Below are 15,258 nucleotides of genomic sequence, written 5' to 3'. Positions count from 1 at the left end.
CAGGAAAACATAGAATCGGTTCTCATGTGTGGCATCGTCGGGTACGTCGGGCCGGGCAGCAGTCTCGAAGTGCTCATGGGCGGCCTCAAGCGGCTCGAGTATCGGGGCTACGACTCGGCTGGTGTCGCGGTGCTCGACAACGGCGGACACCTCGGCACCCGCAAGAAAGCCGGCAAGCTCGGGATGCTCTCCGAGGAGCTCGCGGAGACGCCGATCGCCGACGGCCACACCGGCATCGGCCACACGCGCTGGGCCACTCACGGCGGTCCGACCGACGGGAACGCGCACCCGCATCTGGGCGACGACGGCAAGCTCGCCCTCATCCACAACGGCATCATCGAGAACTTCGCCGAACTCAAGCGGGAACTGACGGATGCCGGGGCCGAGTTCTCGAGCGAGACCGACACCGAGGTCGCGGCGCTTCTCGTCGGCCGCCTCTACCGCGAGACCGGCGACCTCACGATCGCCCTGCGTCGTGCGGTCGCCCGACTCGAGGGGGCATTCACTCTGCTCGTGGTGCACCAGGACCAGCCCGGCGTCGTCGTCGGTGCCCGGCGCAACTCGCCGCTCGTGGTCGGTCTCGGCGATGGCGAGAACTTCCTCGGCTCCGACGTCGCGGCGTTCGTCGATCACACCCGACGCGCGATGGAGATCGGGCAAGACCAGATCGTCACCATCCGGCCCGGCTCCGTCGAGGTCACCGACTTCGCGGGCAACCCCGTGGCGGCGCGCGAATTCGAGATCGCCTGGGATGCCTCTGCCGCCGAGAAGGGCGGCTGGCCGACCTTCATGAAGAAGGAGATCAGCGAAGAGCCCGAGGCGGTCGGCAAGACCCTCATCGGCCGCATCGTCGACGGTGCGGTGCACCTGCCGGAACTCGAATCCTTCGACGGTCTGCTCACCGACATCGACCGCATCGTCGTGCTCGCCTGCGGAACGGCGGCCTATGCGAGCCTCGTCGGCAAGTACGCGATCGAGTCGTGGGCGCGCATCCCGGTCGACGTCGAGCTCTCCCACGAGTTCCACTACCGGGATCCGGTCATCGGTGAACGCACGCTCGTGGTCTCGGTGAGCCAATCCGGCGAGACGATGGACACTCTGTTGGCCGTGCAGTACGCCAAGAAGCACGGGGCTCGTACGCTCTCGATCTGCAACACCCAGGGGGCGACGATCCCGCGGGAGTCGGATGCCGTGCTCTACACGCACGCCGGCCCCGAAGTGGCGGTCGCGTCGACGAAGGCCTTCGTGGCGCAGATCACCGCTTTGTATCTGCTCGGGTTGCATCTCGCGACGATCCGCGGAACCCTCGACGCGCCCGCGGTCTCGGCGCTCGTCGAAGAGCTGCAGAACCTGCCCGCGAAACTGGACCAGGTCGTCGAGACGTCGGGGGAGCGCATCGCGGACTTCGCCCGGTGGATGGGTGACGTGCAGTCGGTGCTCTTCCTCGGCCGTCACGCGGGATACCCGATCGCCCTCGAGGGCGCGCTGAAGCTGAAGGAACTCGCCTACATCCACGCGGAGGGCTTCGCGGCCGGCGAGCTCAAGCACGGCCCGATCGCGCTGATCGAACCGGGGCAGCTGGTGATCGTCATCGTTCCGTCGCCGCGCGACCCGAACTCGCTGCACCCGAAGGTGATCTCGAACATCCAGGAGATCCGCGCGCGGGGCGCTCGCGTCATCGCGGTGGCCGAGATCGGCGACGTCGAGGTGCTGCCGTTCGCCGACGAGGTGATCCGCATCCCGCTCGCCGGCCCCTTGTTCGAGCCGCTGCTCGCCGTCGTTCCTCTGCACGTCTTCGCGATGGAGCTGGCGACCGCGAAGGGCCTCGATGTCGATCAGCCGCGCAACCTCGCCAAGTCCGTCACGGTCGAGTAGCCGGCGACGAGGTGGTCTGATGGCGATCGCGGGGATCGGGATCGACATCGTCGACCTCGCGCGGTTCGAGCGTGCCGTGGGTCGCACCCCGCGCCTGCGCGAGCGCTTGTTCGCCGTGAGCGAACGCGAGCTGCCGCTCCGCTCGCTCGCCGGGCGGTTCGCCGCGAAGGAGGCGCTCATGAAAGCCCTCGGCGATGCCACCGGAGTCACCTGGCACGACATGGAGGTCGTGTCGGATGCCGAAGGCAACCCATCGATGCGCCTGACCGGAGCGGCCGCCGCGATCGCCGAGAAGCGGGGGATCACCGACATCCATCTCTCGATGTCGCACGACGCCGGAGTCGCGATCGCCCAGGTCATCACCGAAACCTCCGATTCGCCGACGCGTCGGGACCCGACGTGATGCTGCGCGAGGCCCGCATCGACCTCGGAGCCCTGCGCGCCAACCTTCGGGTGCTGCGCGCCGCCGTCGCCCCCGCGCAGGTGATGGGAGTCGTCAAGGCGCAGGCGTACGGCCACGGCGCGGTCGGGGTGGCGCGAGCCCTCGCCGAAGAAGGCGTCGACTGGCTGGGAGTCGCCGACCTCGCCGAGGCTCTCGAACTGCGGGCCGCCGGCATCGGCACCCCCGTGCTGGCCTGGCTGCACGGCCCCGACCTCGACGCGCCCACGGCGGTGGAGCACGACATCGACCTCGGGGTGAGCACGATCGACCAGCTGGAACGCGCGGCCGCGGCCGGCGCCACCGTGCACCTCAAAGTCGACACCGGGCTCAGTCGCAACGGCTTCGCCCCGACCGACGCCTTCGCGGCGTTCGCCCGCGCGGCCGACCACGTGCGCAGCGGGCGGCTCCGCGTGCGGGGCATCTTCTCCCACCTGTCGAACACCTCCCCCGCCGACGACGACCGGCAACTCGACCTGTTCGCCGAACTCGTCGACGCGGCCCACGACGCCGGGCTCGACCCGGAGGTGCGCCACATCGCCTCGACCCAGGCCGCCCTCACCCGTCCCGACGCCCGGTTCGACCTCGTGCGCCTCGGCATCGGGCTGTACGGCGTCGAGTACGGCGACGGCGTCGACCCCGCAGCGCTCGGCCTCACGCCCGTGATGGAACTCGCCGGCACGGTGGCGGCCGTGCGGCGGGTGCCCGCCGATACCGGGATGTCGTACGGCTTCATCGAACGCACCGCCCACGAGACCACCCTCGCCCTCGTCGCGCTCGGGTACGCCGACGGTGTACCGCGGTCGGCGTCGGGGCGGGGCACCGTCGCGATCGGCGGGACGGCCTACCCGCAGGTCGGACGCATCGCGATGGACCAGTTCCTCGTCGACGTCGGCGACGACCCTGTCGCGGTCGGCGACCGCGTCGTGCTGTGGGGCGACCCGGCGACCGGCGCGCCGAGCGCGAGCGACTGGGCACGGGCGGCCGACACCATCGGTTACGAGATCGTCACCCGTGTCGGCTCCCGCGTGCCACGGGTGTTCGTCGACGGCGCCGCCTCCGGATGACGACGCGGCTCAGCATCCCCGACGCCGACGCGATGGAGGAGCTCGGGGCCCGACTCGCCGCCCTCCTCGCGGCGGGAGATCTCGTCGTGCTCGACGGGCCCCTCGGCGCGGGAAAGACCACCCTGACGCGCGGTCTGGGCGCCGCGTTGGGGGCTCGGGGCGCGGTCACCAGCCCCACCTTCGTGCTCGCGCGCGAGCATCCGACCGCATCCGGCGTGCCGCTGGTGCACGTCGACGCGTACCGCCTCGCGACCGCCCGGGAACTCGACGACCTCGACCTCGACTACGACGGCGCGATCGTCGTCGTCGAGTGGGGGGCGGGAAAACTCGACGGTGTCGCCGACTCCTGGATCGACATCGCGATCGCCCGCGACTCCCTCGACGACACCCGCGACGTCACGATCACCGGCCACGGCCCCCGCTGGGCCCACCTGGATGCTCGCCTCGCGGGGAGTGCATAGGCTTCAGATCGTGCTGCTCGCGATCGACACCTCGGCGGGGACGAGCGTCGCCGTCGTCGACGGCGGGCGCGTGCTCGCCGAAGCCGCCGAGCCCGGCACCCGTCGGCACGCCGAGGCGATCGGCACCCTGCTGCGTGCCGCGCTCGACGACGCCGGCATCGAGCCGCGCGAGGTCGAGGCGGTCGTCGCGGGGATGGGCCCCGGGCCGTTCACCGGGCTGCGAGTCGGCATCGCCGCCGCACGCGCCTTCGCCTTCGGGGTCGGGGTTCCCGTGCATCCGATCGTGTCGCACGACGCGATCGCCTACGGCCACGAGGAGCGGGTGCTCGTCGTCACCGACGCCCGCCGCCGCGAGGTCGCCTGGTCGCTCTACGACGCCGGCGTGATGCGCCTCGAGGGCCCGGAGCTGTGCGTGCGCGACGGCTTCGACGCGATCACCAGCCGCCACCCCGGCGTGCCGGTGCTCGACCCGCCCACGATGAGTGCCGCATCCCTCGCCCTCGTCGCCGAGCTGCTGCTCGCGTCCGGCCGCCCGCTCGGGCCCGCCGAACCCCTCTACCTGCGTGCGCCGGATGTCACGATGCCGGGGGTTCCGCGATGAGCTGGACGCTGCGGCGCGCGACCGACGCCGACCTCGAGGCGATCATGGCGATCGAGACGGCGATGTTCGAGACCGACGCGTGGTCGCCCGCGACGATGGCGGCCGAGATCGGCGGCCCCCACGGCTACTACCTCGTCGCGGAGGCACCCGACGGCGGCGTCGACGGCTACGCCGGGTTGCTCGCCCCCGAGGGGAGCGGGCAGGCCGACATCCAGACGATCGCCGTCGTCGAGCAGGCCCGCCGTCGCGGCCTCGGCCGCACCCTGATGCTCGCTCTGCTCGACGAGGCGCGCCGCCGGGGCGCGACCGAGGTCTTCCTCGAGGTGCGGGCCGACAACCCGGGAGCGCAGGCCCTGTACCGACAGCTCGGCTTCGCCGAGATCGCGGTGCGGCCGAACTACTACCAGCCCGACGGAGTGGATGCCGTGATCATGCGCCTCGCGGTGCCCGAGCACCAGGCGACGCTCGCATGACGGCTCACGCGGCCGCCCCGCTGGTGCTCGGCATCGAGACCTCGTGCGACGAGACCGGTGTCGGCATCGTACGCGGACGGGAGCTGCTCGCCAACGTCATCGCGTCGAGCATGGACGAGCACGCCCGCTACGGCGGCGTCGTGCCCGAAGTCGCCGCGCGCGCCCACCTCGAGGCGCTGCGGCCGACGCTCGAGGCGGCGCTCGCCGAAGCCGGCGTGGGGGTGCACGATCTCGACGCGATCGCGGTGACGGCCGGGCCGGGCCTCGCGGGCGCGCTCATGGTCGGGGTGGGCGCCGCGAAGGCGCTCGCGATCGCGCTCGACCTGCCGCTCTACGGCGTCAACCATCTCGTCGGACACGTCGGGGCCGACCTGTTGCGGGCCGACGGGGGCGACCTCGAGCTGCCGACCGTCGCCCTGCTGGTGAGCGGCGGGCACACCTCTCTGCTTCTCGTACGCGACCTCACGAGCGATGTCGAGCTGCTCGGCGAGACGATCGACGACGCCGCGGGGGAGGCCTTCGACAAGGTCGCTCGGCTGCTCGGACTGCCGTATCCCGGGGGCCCGCGCATCGACGCGGCGGCGGCCGACGGCGACCCCGAGGCGATCCGGTTCCCGCGCGGGCTGACGCACGCGAAGGACCTCGCGAAGCACCGCTACGACTTCTCGTTCTCGGGGCTCAAGACCGCGGTCGCCCGTCACGTCGAGCAGGCGGGCGAGACCCTCGACGTCGCGGATGTCGCGGCGGGGTTCCGCGAGTCCGTCGCCGATGTGCTCACGGCGAAGGCGATCGCCGCCTGTCGTGACTTCGGGGTGCCGCGCCTGCTGCTCGGCGGCGGAGTCGTCGCGAACGCCCGGGTGCGCGAGCTCGCGACGCAGCGCGCCGAGGCGGCGGGCATCGCGTTGCGCATCCCTCCGCTCGCGCTGTGCACCGACAACGGGGCGATGATCGCCGCCCTCGGTGCGCGGCTGGTTGCCGAGGGTCACCCGCCCTCTGCGGAGTTCGGCGCGGACTCCACGCTTCCCGTCACGATCGTGCAGACTTAGGGCCATGACCGATCCTCAGCCTCCGGTTCCGCCCGTTCCTTCGCCCGACGGCGCGACGCCGCCGCCGGCCCCGCCCGCCCCGCCTGCCGCCCCCGCTGCGCCGGCCGCTCAGCCGACCTACCCGGCCTATGGCCAGCCCCCGGCGGCCGGCTACTACGCCCCGCCGACCAACACCCTCGCGATCCTCGCCCTCGTGCTGGCCTTCGTCATCGCGCCCGGTGGCATCATCTGCGGCCATATCGCGCTCAGCCAGATCAAGCGCACGGGAGAGGGCGGTCGCGGCCTCGCCGTCGCGGGCCTCATCATCGGCTACGTCTTCACCGGCATCTTCGTGCTGTACATCATCGGCGTCATCATCTTCGCCGTGTGGATGGCCAGCATGGGCGCCGCGTACTCGACCTACCCGTACTGAGCCGCCCGGATCGGATCAGATCCGCTCGACCAGGATCGCGGTGCGCGTGCCCGCGATCCTGGTCAGCACGAGCGTCGCGCCGGCCTCGCCCGAGAGCGCGAGCTTGGTGCGGAACTGCGCGGGGTCGATGTCGACACCGCGCTTCTTGATCTCCAGCGTGCCGATTCCCCGCACCCCGAGTTCACGCTTCAGGGTCTTCACGTCGAGCGGGAACCGCTCCACCACCCGGAACACCTGACCGAACGGGGTCGCGGGGAGCTCGTCCGAGGTGATCCAGGCGATCGTCGGGTCGAGCATCCGGCCGTCCAGGCTGCGGGCGAGATCTCCGATCAGCCGGGCACGGATGACGGCGCCGTCGGGTTCGACGAGATACTCGGCCAGGTCGCCGGTCTCCGCGTCGGGGGAGTCACCCGCGGCGGAGAGTTCGGCGATCCCGCCGGCGCTCAGCACCAGGGCGGCACGACGGATGCCGGGGCGGGCGAGAGCTCCCGACCAGAGCACCAACTCGACCACCTCGCGGTCGACCGAGACCCACTGCGCCTCGAAGTCGTCGGGGATGAGGTCGCGGTCGATGCCAGGGCCGAGCTTGATCCCGACGGGCAGTCGGCGGGCGAGGTCGAACGCCCACTCCAGGGAGGGCGACCAGTCGTCGGGGTTCTTGAGACGCGTCGCGCCGTCGCGCCGGGCGGGGTCGAGCCACACCGCCCCGATGCCGGCGAGGTCGGCGTCTTCGGCGTTCCCGAGCTCGACGCGCGCCGACGGGAAAGGGGCCAGGTTGAACGCGGCGACGGCTGCGGTGAGTTCATCGCGCTCGACGGCGACGACACCGAGATCGAGCGCGGCCAGCGCCATCGCATCCGCGCCGATCCCGCAGCCGAGGTCGGCGACGACATCGATTCCGGCTTCGGCGAACCGCCCGGCGTGCAGGGCGGCCACCCGCAGCCGCGTCGACTGTTCGAGCCCGGCAGGGGTGAACAGCATCCGATCGGCGAAGTCGCCGAACTTCGCGCGCGCCCTCGACCGCAGCCGGGCCTGTTCGAGCACCGCCGCGACGAGACCGCCGTCGTGCCCGGCGGCGCGCAAGCGGGAGACCGTGCGCACGACATCGGCGCTCCGCTCCAGCTCGCCCACCTCATCGAGCAGCCGCAGGCCTTCGGCGGAGAGCAGCCGGCGCAGGTCGTCGACGTCCATCCGGCCATTCTCGTCCCTTGCCGACATTGGCACTCGCGTTGAACGACTGCTAACGAAACGCTATGGTGGTCTCTGGCACTCTCAGTCGGACTGTGCCAACCCAAACTTCGTATCAGCAGGGTCTTTCAGAAAGAGGTCATCCAGTGTCGGTCTCCATCAAGCCGCTCGAGGATCGCATCGTCATCAAGCAGGTCGACGCCGAGCAGGTCACCGCGTCGGGTCTCGTGATTCCCGACACCGCGAAGGAGAAGCCCCAGGAGGGCGAGGTCGTCGCGGTCGGACCCGGTCGCATCGACGACAACGGCAACCGCGTCCCGCTCGACGTCAAGGTCGGCGACAAGGTCATCTACTCCAAGTACGGCGGCACCGAGGTGAAGTTCGGCGGAGACGACCTGCTCGTGCTCTCCGCACGTGACGTGCTCGCGGTCATCGGCTAAGACTTCCGCTGAAGGCCCCGCCCTCCCCGAAACCGGGATGGCGGGGCCTTCTGCATGCCCGGAGTAGGTTGAGAACGTGCCGCCCGCCCCGCCTCTGCAGAGCCGCACCGGGTACCTCTACGCGATCGGCGCGTACGGACTGTGGGGGATCCTCCCCCTGTACTTCCTGCTTCTGGTGCCGGCCGGCGCCTTCGAGGTCGTCGCGTTCCGCATCCTCATGTCGCTGCTGTTCTGCGCGCTCTTGCTGACGATCATCCGAGCGTGGGGCCGTGTCGGCGCATTGCTTCGCGACCGGCGCACGATGCTGCTCATGGCGCTCGCCGCCGGCGCGATCTACATCAACTGGCAGGTCTACGTGTTCGCCGCACTGGGCGGGCACGTGATCGAAGCCTCGCTGGGCTACTTCATCAACCCCATCGTGACGGTGCTGCTCGGCGTACTCGTGCTGCGCGAGAAGGTGCGGCCGGCACAGTGGGCGGCGCTCTCGATCGCGTTCGTCGCCATCCTCGTGATCGTCGTCGGGTACGGCGCGTTCCCCTGGATCGCGCTCGCGCTCGCGTTCAGTTTCGGCGCTTACGGGCTCATCAAGCGCGTCGTCGGGCCCACCGTCGACGCGGTCGGCGGATTGACCCTCGAGACCGCCTGGCTCGCACCCCTGGCGCTCGGGCAACTGGTGCTCGTCAGCACGATCGGCGGCGGGCTCGACTTCGGGCAGAACGGGCTCGCGCATTCGGCTCTCATGGTCGGTGCGGGTGTCGTCACCACCGTTCCGCTGCTGCTGTTCGCCGCGGGGGCGCGACGCATCCCGTTGGTCGCGCTCGGGATGACGCAGTTCCTCGCACCGCTCGCGCAGCTCCTGATCGGCTGGCTCGTGCTGCACGAGGCGATGCCCCTCGAACGCTGGATCGGTTTCGCCCTGGTCTGGGTCGCACTCATCGTGCTGATGGCCGACATGGTGGCCGCGTCCCGGTCGTCGCGTCGCGTCGCGGACGAGTCGATCTGAGAGACATCCTCGACGGCGAGGGCGGCCGGGCGGCAGGATGTGCGCATGACCCCTCCCCAGATCGGCGCCCGCGCGCTCGTGGCCGTCCTGATCGTCGTCGGCCTCGCCGCGTGCACCCCGAGCAGCCCGAGCGGCCCGGACGCCCCGCCGGCGGACGTGAAGATCGACCCGTGGCTCGCCGATGACCTCGACGTCGACTCCGCCATCATCACGGGAGGCTTCATGGGGGTCGCCCTCACCGGGTTCACCTGCGATGTCTCTGCGTCCTTCGCCGCCAACGGCGACGGCGACGTGCGGCCGACCGCAGGGGTGACCGTCACCGTCGCCGGTTCGAGCATCAGCTACACCGAGGAGACCCTTTCGGCGGTCGCCCAGGGACCTGATGTACCGCCCACCGGGGGGATTCCGGCGACCGTCACCGTCACCACGACCCACGGAGGCTGGGACATCGGCGACGGCGGAGCGAACACCGATTGGACCCCGACGACCGTGCTCACGCTCACCGAGATCCCCATCCCCGAGGACGGCTGTGCGGCCGCCGACATGTGGTACCTCGACCTGACGGACGTCGGCACCGACACGGCCGAGATCGTCCGGGCCTTCAGCGAAGACGGCCTGCGGAATGTCGCGAGCGAGTGCCCCGAGGCCTGGTTCACGTGGGTGCCGCCGAACCTGAGCTGCGAAGAGTTCGAGGCCCGCTTCGGGTAAGTCATGGGCTCGCATCGTGAGGACTCCACGACGCGCCTTCCGTGAGCACGTGCGGCCGATGGGTAAGGTGGCGGCGTCCCTGCAGAAGGAGCCCCGGATGCCGCGCCCGTTCGTCCGAGTCGCTGCGACCGCGGTCGCCGCCGCCGCGCTCATCGCCCTCGCCGGGTGCGGAGGGACCCCGACCCCGACCCCGACGCCAACCCCGACGCAGACCCCGACGGGCGATGGCGAACTGAAGATCGGCACCCTCTTCCCGTCGAGTGGCGGCGTCGCCTTCATCGGCCCCGCGCAGGTCGCCGGCGTCAACGCGGCGGTGCGGGAGATCAACGCGGCGGGCGGCGTGAACGGCAAGCCCGTCGTCGTCGTCAACCGCGACTCGGGCGACGCGTCGACGCAGAAGGCGGAGGAGTCGTTCACCGACCTCGTCGCGCAGGGTGCGGATGTCGTCATCGGCCCGTCGTCATCGGTGTTGTCGCAACGGCTGCTGGCACCCGCCGCAGAGGCCGACATCCCACTGATCTCACCTGCCGCGACGTATCCGCAACTGACGGCGCTCGACACCGAGAACATCTTCTTCCGCACGATCCCCGCGTATCCGCATCAGGCGATCGTGCTCGCCGACCTGTTCCTCGATCGTGAGATCGCTTCGGTGGCGATCGTGTACCGGGACGACGACCTCGGCTCATCGCTGTCGGCAGCCCTCGCGGCCGCGTTGGAGGGAACCGAAGTGGCGCTCGAGTCGGTCGAGGTCGCGCCCGACGCCAACGCGGAAGCGCTCGCCGCAGCCGTGGCGACGGTCAAGGACGCCGCCCCGGACGCCGTCGTGCTCGCCACCCCCGACAACGGTGACCAGACGAAGGCGCTCATCACTCAGCTCTCCGCGGCCGGATTCGGCGGCGCGAAGCTGTGGCTCACCAGCCAGAACCTCGCCGACTACTCGCAGGCGCTCCCCGCCGGGCTGCTCAACGGCGTGAACGGCCTGATCGAGGGCGCCGAGGCGGATGCCGCGTTCCAGGCGAAGATCAAGCAAGAAGACCCCGGGGTGCTCGACTTCCGCTACGCCGCGGAAGCGTATGACGCGACCGTGCTGGCGGCGCTCGCCGCCGTGCTCGCCGGAGACGACGGCGGTGCGTCGATCGCACGGATGCTCGGCGCGGCCTCCGTCGACGGCATCAAGTGCACCAGCTTCGGGGAGTGCATCGACGTGCTGCGCACGCAGACCGACATCGATTACGACGGGCTCAGCGGATCGACCAACCTCGACGCGCAGGGTGATCCGCAGCGCGGCACCTACGCCGTCGTCGCCTATAACGCCGAGAACAAGTACGGTCGCAAGGCCCTCGTCGTCGGCTGAGCACTTCGGCACTCGCCGTGATGCAAAAGTAACGATTCCGCACTGTTACACGGCTGTAACAGTGCGGAAGCGCCGTAGGCGTTTTGCCGGACTACGGTGGCAACAACTGGCCGGACGTTGTCCGGTCCTTGTCCTGTCTAAAACACTCAAGGAGTGACATGAGCATCACGACCAAGGCGTCCGCCTTCCGGTCGCGCGGCCTCAAGAGCACACTGGGCATCGCGTTCATCGCGACCGGCGCCCTCGTGCTCGCGGGTTGTGCCCCGGCCGCCGAGCCCGAAGCCGAGCCGACCGCCATCGCCGACTACACGCTGACTCTCGGCACCCTGCTTCCGCAGACCGGTAACCTCGCCTTCCTCGGCCCGCCGGAAGAAGCCGGTGTCGGTTTCGCTGTCAGCGAGGTCAACGCCGCCGCCGAGTCGACCGGTCTGACCATCGAGGTCGAGTACGGTGACTCGGGCAACACCGACAACAAGGCCTACGAGACCGAGGCCCCGCGCATCCTGGCCTTCGACCCGACCGCCATCATCGGCGCCGCGTCGTCGGGCACGTCGCTGCAGTTCATCGACCAGGTCACGGGTGCCGGCGTCATCCAGTTCTCGCCGGCCAACACCTCCGACGCCTTCACCACCTACGACGACAACGGGCTGTACTTCCGCACCGCGCCGTCGGACGTGCTGCAGGGTGAGGTGCTCGGCAACCTGATCGCCGAAGACGGCCACCAGACGCTCGGCATGATCGTGCTGAACGACTCGTACGGCACCGGTCTCGCGAAGTACGTCACCGAGGCCTTCGAGGCCGCCGGCGGCGAGGTCGTCGCGGCCCCGACCTACAACACGGGTGACACCGTGTTCGACACGCAGATCAGCGAGGTGCTGGCGGCTGACCCCGACGCCATCGCGCTCATCACGTTCGAAGAGGTCAAGACGATCCTCCCGAGCCTGTTCGGTCAGTTCCCGTCGGAGAACCTGTACTTCGTCGACGGCAACCTGTCGAACTTCGGCGACCAGTTCCCGGCCGGCTCCCTCACGGGTGCCAAGGGCACGCTGCCCGGTCTCACGATCGACTCGATCGGTGAGTTCACCGCGGCGCTCGACGCGTGGGTCGCCGAAGACGGTGGCGAGCCGCTGACCGAGTACTCCTACGCGGCCGAGTCGTACGACGCCGTCATCCTGCTCGCCCTGGCCTCGCTGGCCGCGGGTGGAGCGACCGAGGGTGTCGACGTTGCAGCGAAGCTCCAGGAAGTCTCCGGTGGTTCGGGTGACGGTGAGAAGTGCACGACATACGCGGAGTGCGCCGACATCATCCTGAGCGGTGGAGTCGCCGACTACGACGGCATCTCGGGCCCGATCACCTTCGACGAGGTGGGCGACCCGACCGAGGCCTCGATCGGCATCTACGTGTACGGCGAAGACAACACCTACGGTGCGATCTAAGTCACAGCACTCATGAGGAAGCCCCTCGGCCTTCGGGCCGGGGGGCTTTCCCTTTGTTGCGTGAAGTCGGCTAGGCGCCGAGCGTGCCCAAGTAGAGCTCAGTGACCTTCGGGTCGCTCAGCAGCTCGCGACCGGTGCCGGTGTAGGCATCCCGGCCCTGGTCGAGTACGTAGCCGCGGTCGCAGATCTGCAGGCACCGCCGAGCGTTCTGCTCGACCATGATCGTCGTCACGCCGGCCTTGTTGATCTCGGAGACCCGGATGAACGCCTCGTCCTGGCGCACCGGTGAGAGGCCCGCTGAGGGCTCGTCGAGCAGCAGCACCTTGGGATCCATCATCAGCGCGCGCGACATCGCCACCATCTGGCGTTCGCCGCCGGAGAGCGACCCGGCGCGCTGCTTGAGCCGGCTGCTGAGCTCCCCGAAGATCCCGGTGACGAACTCGAGCCGCTCGGCGTAGGCCTTGGGGCGCTGATAGAGCCCCATCTGGAGGTTCTCTTCGATCGTGAGCGCCGGGAAGACGTTGTTGGTCTGCGGCACGAAGCCGACGCCGCGCGAGACCAGCTTGTTGGCTTTGAGCCCCGTGATGTCCTCGCCCTCGAGCTTGACGGTGCCGCTGCGCACGTTGACCTGACCGAAGATCGCCCGCAGCAGCGTCGACTTGCCGGCACCGTTGGGGCCGATGATGCCGATCAGCTCGCCCTGAGCGGCCACGAGGGAACATCCGTTGAGGATGTTGACGCCGGGCAGGTAACCCGCGACGACGTCGATCACCTCGACGACGGTGGCGGTGGTCGTGGTGACGCTCACGGGGCGCCCTCCTCTTCTGCTCCGGCGGCGGCGATCGCCTCGGCATCGGCCGAGACCGAAGCCTTCGCGTCGGTCGTGGGGTCGGCCTCGTCGGGGTGGTACCGCCCTGTGACGACGCCGAGGTCGAGTTCCTGGTGGGCACCGAGGTAGGCGTCGACGACCGCCGGGTTCTTCATGACCGTCGTCGGGTCACCCTCGGCGACGATCTTGCCTTCCGCCATCACGACGACCCAGTCGGCGATGTGACGGACGACGTGCATGTCGTGCTCGACGAACAGCACCGTCATCCCCAGGTCTTTCAGGTCGAGGATGTGCTCGAGCAGCGACTGCGTGAGGGCCGGGTTGACGCCGGCCATCGGCTCGTCGAGCATGACGAGTGACGGCTGGCTCATCAGGGCCCGCGCCATCTCGAGCAGCTTCCGCTGGCCGCCGGAGAGGCTCGCGGCGTAGTCGTCCTTCTTGGTGTCGAGCTTGAACTTCTCGAGCAGCACGAGCGCGCGTTCCTCGATCTCGGTGTCCTGCTTGCGCCAGAGCGCGGGGAACAGGGCCGAGAAGAAGCCTTCGCCGCGTTGGCCCTTCGCGCCGAGCTTCATGTTGTCGAGCACGGTGAGCAGACCGAGGGCCTTTGTGAGCTGGAAGGTGCGCACCTGCCCGAGCCGGGCGACTTTGAACGCGGGGACGCCCGAGATCGACGTGCCGGAGAAGGTCCACGTGCCCTGGTCGGGCTTGTCGAACCCCGTGAGCAGGTTGAAGAGCGTCGTCTTGCCTGCACCGTTCGGCCCGATGAGCGCGGTGATGGCGCCCTTCGGGATCTCGAGGTGGTCGACATCCACGGCGGTCAGACCGCCGAACGTGCGCCGCACGCCGTCGGCGATCAGGATCGGATCGGTCTTCGCGACCCCGGGCACGGCGTCGCCGATGTGGAGTCCCGTCGACTTCGCGCGCGCGACGAGGGGCGAGGAGTCACTTGACAAAGGTCAGCTCCTTCTTGTTGCCGAGGATGCCCTGTGGTCGGAAGATCACGAGCAGCATGAGGGCGATGCCGGTGAGGATGAACCGCACCGTCGAGGCCTGGATGGTCGTCATGAACGGCAGCACGCCCGACGAGACGAGTGCCGGCAGCAGGTTGCTGAGGAAGGCCTGCAGCACCCAGAAGATCACCGAGCCGAGCAGGGGACCGAACACGGTCGCCGCGCCACCGAGCAGCAGAGCGGTGTAGACGAAGAAGGTGAGCGACGTGACGTACACCCCGGAGTTCACGTTGCGATCCATCGCGTAGATGATGCCGCCGAGCGCCGCGATGCCACCGCCGAGCATGAGGGCCTGCAGCTTGTAGCCGAAGACGTTCTTGCCGAGCGACCGCACGGCATCCTCGTCTTCGCGGATGCCCTTGAGCACGCGGCCCCAGGGGCTGTTGACCAGGCGGTAGACGACGAGAGCGGCGAGCACCAGGGCGATGAAGCCGAGGATGCGCACCCACCAGCCGATCTCGTTGTAGACCCACGGACCGAAGCCGTAGGACCCGGCCGGGATCGGGTTCGCCGCACGGAACTCGGTGTGGTACCCGCTCAGCCCGTCGGCCGATCCGGTGACCTCGTCGAAGGCCGACGTGAGGAAGAGCAGCCGCAGCACCTCGGCGGCCGCGATCGTGACGATCGCGAGGTAGTCCCCGCGCAGCCGCAGCGTCGGGATGCCGAGGATGAGCGCGAAGATCAGCGCCGCGACGATGCCGACCAGCACCCCGACATACCAGGGCAGCCCGAAGGTCAGGATCGTGATCGCGTAGCCGTAGGCGCCGAGCGCCATGAAGCCCGCGATACCCATGTTGAGCAGGCCGGCGTAGCCGAAGTGCACCGCGAGCCCGAGGGCCGCCAGCGCGTAGGCGATCGTCGCCGGCGCGATGATCGTCGACGCCGAATTCTGAAGGATCTGTAGCCAGTCCATGGA

17 protein-coding genes are annotated in these 15,258 nt (G+C 69.7%); 13 read left to right on the top strand and 4 right to left on the bottom strand.

Features of this window, described 5'->3' with window-relative positions:
• Positions 1-24 precede the first annotated feature (24 nt).
• From glmS to IE173_RS10980, 8 genes are read left to right on the top strand one after another with little or no spacing between them, the layout of a single operon-like run.
• Complete coding sequence (gene glmS / locus IE173_RS11015; protein ID WP_191283543.1) at positions 25-1,875, top strand: glutamine--fructose-6-phosphate transaminase (isomerizing); 1,851 nt, start codon at positions 25-27, stop codon at positions 1,873-1,875.
• A gap of 19 nt (positions 1,876-1,894) precedes the next feature.
• Complete coding sequence (locus IE173_RS11010; RefSeq protein WP_191283542.1) at positions 1,895-2,278, top strand: holo-ACP synthase; 384 nt, start codon at positions 1,895-1,897, stop codon at positions 2,276-2,278.
• Positions 2,278-3,381, top strand: a complete 1,104-nt coding sequence (alr, locus tag IE173_RS11005) for an alanine racemase (protein ID WP_191283627.1) — start codon at positions 2,278-2,280, stop codon at positions 3,379-3,381. Before IE173_RS11010 ends, alr begins: the two co-directional genes overlap by 1 nt.
• A complete protein-coding gene (tsaE, locus tag IE173_RS11000) occupies positions 3,378-3,842 on the top strand; it encodes a tRNA (adenosine(37)-N6)-threonylcarbamoyltransferase complex ATPase subunit type 1 TsaE (protein ID WP_191283541.1) in 465 nt (154 codons plus the stop codon). The genes alr and tsaE overlap by 4 nt, the downstream gene beginning before the upstream one ends.
• A gap of 10 nt (positions 3,843-3,852) precedes the next feature.
• The gene (gene tsaB / locus IE173_RS10995; RefSeq protein WP_191283540.1) at positions 3,853-4,443 is read left to right on the top strand and encodes a tRNA (adenosine(37)-N6)-threonylcarbamoyltransferase complex dimerization subunit type 1 TsaB; all 591 of its coding nucleotides are present in this window, start codon (positions 3,853-3,855) and stop codon (positions 4,441-4,443) included.
• Positions 4,440-4,916 carry a ribosomal protein S18-alanine N-acetyltransferase gene (rimI, locus tag IE173_RS10990; protein WP_191283539.1) on the top strand — a complete coding sequence of 159 codons (477 nt, stop codon included), beginning with the start codon at positions 4,440-4,442 and terminating at the stop codon, positions 4,914-4,916. Before tsaB ends, rimI begins: the two co-directional genes overlap by 4 nt.
• Positions 4,913-5,962, top strand: coding sequence for a tRNA (adenosine(37)-N6)-threonylcarbamoyltransferase complex transferase subunit TsaD (gene tsaD, locus IE173_RS10985; protein WP_191283538.1), 1,050 nt, complete (start codon positions 4,913-4,915; stop codon positions 5,960-5,962). The genes rimI and tsaD overlap by 4 nt, the downstream gene beginning before the upstream one ends.
• Positions 5,963-5,966: 4 nt before the next feature.
• A complete protein-coding gene (locus IE173_RS10980) occupies positions 5,967-6,374 on the top strand; it encodes a DUF4190 domain-containing protein (protein ID WP_191283537.1) in 408 nt (135 codons plus the stop codon).
• Between the two features lie 15 nt (positions 6,375-6,389).
• On the opposite strand, the gene IE173_RS10975 is transcribed toward IE173_RS10980, so the two are convergent.
• Complete coding sequence (locus IE173_RS10975; RefSeq protein WP_191283536.1) at positions 6,390-7,565, bottom strand: THUMP-like domain-containing protein; 1,176 nt, start codon at positions 7,563-7,565, stop codon at positions 6,390-6,392.
• A 143-nt stretch (positions 7,566-7,708) separates the two neighbouring features.
• On the opposite strand from IE173_RS10975, the gene groES reads away from it, so the two are divergent.
• The 5 genes from groES (at position 7,709) to IE173_RS10950 (ending at position 12,503) form a co-directional block, all read left to right on the top strand.
• Positions 7,709-8,002, top strand: coding sequence for a co-chaperone GroES (groES, locus tag IE173_RS10970; RefSeq protein ID WP_191283535.1), 294 nt, complete (start codon positions 7,709-7,711; stop codon positions 8,000-8,002).
• A 76-nt stretch (positions 8,003-8,078) separates the two neighbouring features.
• On the top strand, positions 8,079-9,005 hold the full coding sequence (gene rarD / locus IE173_RS10965; RefSeq protein ID WP_191283534.1) for an EamA family transporter RarD: 927 nt from the start codon (positions 8,079-8,081) through the stop codon (positions 9,003-9,005).
• A gap of 45 nt (positions 9,006-9,050) precedes the next feature.
• Positions 9,051-9,713 carry a hypothetical protein gene (locus IE173_RS10960; RefSeq protein ID WP_191283533.1) on the top strand — a complete coding sequence of 221 codons (663 nt, stop codon included), beginning with the start codon at positions 9,051-9,053 and terminating at the stop codon, positions 9,711-9,713.
• Positions 9,714-9,810: 97 nt separating this feature from the next.
• Positions 9,811-11,067 (top strand): ABC transporter substrate-binding protein, encoded by a 1,257-nt coding sequence (locus IE173_RS10955; RefSeq protein WP_191283532.1) that lies wholly within the window; start codon positions 9,811-9,813, stop codon positions 11,065-11,067.
• Positions 11,068-11,225: 158 nt separating this feature from the next.
• Positions 11,226-12,503, top strand: a complete 1,278-nt coding sequence (locus IE173_RS10950) for an ABC transporter substrate-binding protein (protein WP_191283531.1) — start codon at positions 11,226-11,228, stop codon at positions 12,501-12,503.
• Positions 12,504-12,573: 70 nt separating this feature from the next.
• Here IE173_RS10950 and IE173_RS10945 read toward each other — a convergent pair whose 3' ends face one another.
• From IE173_RS10945 to IE173_RS10935, 3 genes are read right to left on the bottom strand one after another with little or no spacing between them, the layout of a single operon-like run.
• Complete coding sequence (locus tag IE173_RS10945; protein WP_191283530.1) at positions 12,574-13,311, bottom strand: ABC transporter ATP-binding protein; 738 nt, start codon at positions 13,309-13,311, stop codon at positions 12,574-12,576.
• Positions 13,308-14,285, bottom strand: a complete 978-nt coding sequence (locus IE173_RS10940) for an ABC transporter ATP-binding protein (RefSeq protein WP_191283529.1) — start codon at positions 14,283-14,285, stop codon at positions 13,308-13,310. The genes IE173_RS10945 and IE173_RS10940 overlap by 4 nt, the downstream gene beginning before the upstream one ends.
• On the bottom strand, positions 14,275-15,255 hold the full coding sequence (locus tag IE173_RS10935) for a branched-chain amino acid ABC transporter permease (RefSeq protein ID WP_191283528.1): 981 nt from the start codon (positions 15,253-15,255) through the stop codon (positions 14,275-14,277). The genes IE173_RS10940 and IE173_RS10935 overlap by 11 nt, the downstream gene beginning before the upstream one ends.
• Positions 15,256-15,258: the final 3 nt, after the last annotated feature.

The organism is Pseudolysinimonas yzui, from assembly GCF_014653215.1.
GTDB classification, from domain to species: Bacteria; Actinomycetota; Actinomycetes; order Actinomycetales; family Microbacteriaceae; genus Pseudolysinimonas_A; species Pseudolysinimonas_A yzui.
Note: the sequence above shows the minus strand (reverse complement) of the source record. Positions and strands in the feature narration are given on the sequence as shown.

Excerpts from the sequence above, each read along its gene's own strand:
- rimI (WP_191283539.1), top strand. The coding sequence starts at position 4,440 with ATGAGCTGGACGCTGCGGCGCGCGACCGACGCCGACCTCGAGGCGATC.
- IE173_RS10935 (WP_191283528.1), bottom strand. The coding sequence starts at position 15,255 with ATGGACTGGCTACAGATCCTTCAGAATTCGGCGTCGACGATCATCGCG.
- IE173_RS10950 (WP_191283531.1), top strand. The coding sequence starts at position 11,226 with ATGAGCATCACGACCAAGGCGTCCGCCTTCCGGTCGCGCGGCCTCAAG.
- IE173_RS10955 (WP_191283532.1), top strand. The coding sequence starts at position 9,811 with ATGCCGCGCCCGTTCGTCCGAGTCGCTGCGACCGCGGTCGCCGCCGCC.
- glmS (WP_191283543.1), top strand. The coding sequence starts at position 25 with ATGTGTGGCATCGTCGGGTACGTCGGGCCGGGCAGCAGTCTCGAAGTG.
- alr (WP_191283627.1), top strand. The coding sequence starts at position 2,278 with ATGCTGCGCGAGGCCCGCATCGACCTCGGAGCCCTGCGCGCCAACCTT.
- tsaD (WP_191283538.1), top strand. The coding sequence starts at position 4,913 with ATGACGGCTCACGCGGCCGCCCCGCTGGTGCTCGGCATCGAGACCTCG.
- IE173_RS10975 (WP_191283536.1), bottom strand. The coding sequence starts at position 7,565 with ATGGACGTCGACGACCTGCGCCGGCTGCTCTCCGCCGAAGGCCTGCGG.
- tsaE (WP_191283541.1), top strand. The coding sequence starts at position 3,378 with ATGACGACGCGGCTCAGCATCCCCGACGCCGACGCGATGGAGGAGCTC.
- IE173_RS10980 (WP_191283537.1), top strand. The coding sequence starts at position 5,967 with ATGACCGATCCTCAGCCTCCGGTTCCGCCCGTTCCTTCGCCCGACGGC.
- IE173_RS11010 (WP_191283542.1), top strand. The coding sequence starts at position 1,895 with ATGGCGATCGCGGGGATCGGGATCGACATCGTCGACCTCGCGCGGTTC.
- IE173_RS10960 (WP_191283533.1), top strand. The coding sequence starts at position 9,051 with ATGACCCCTCCCCAGATCGGCGCCCGCGCGCTCGTGGCCGTCCTGATC.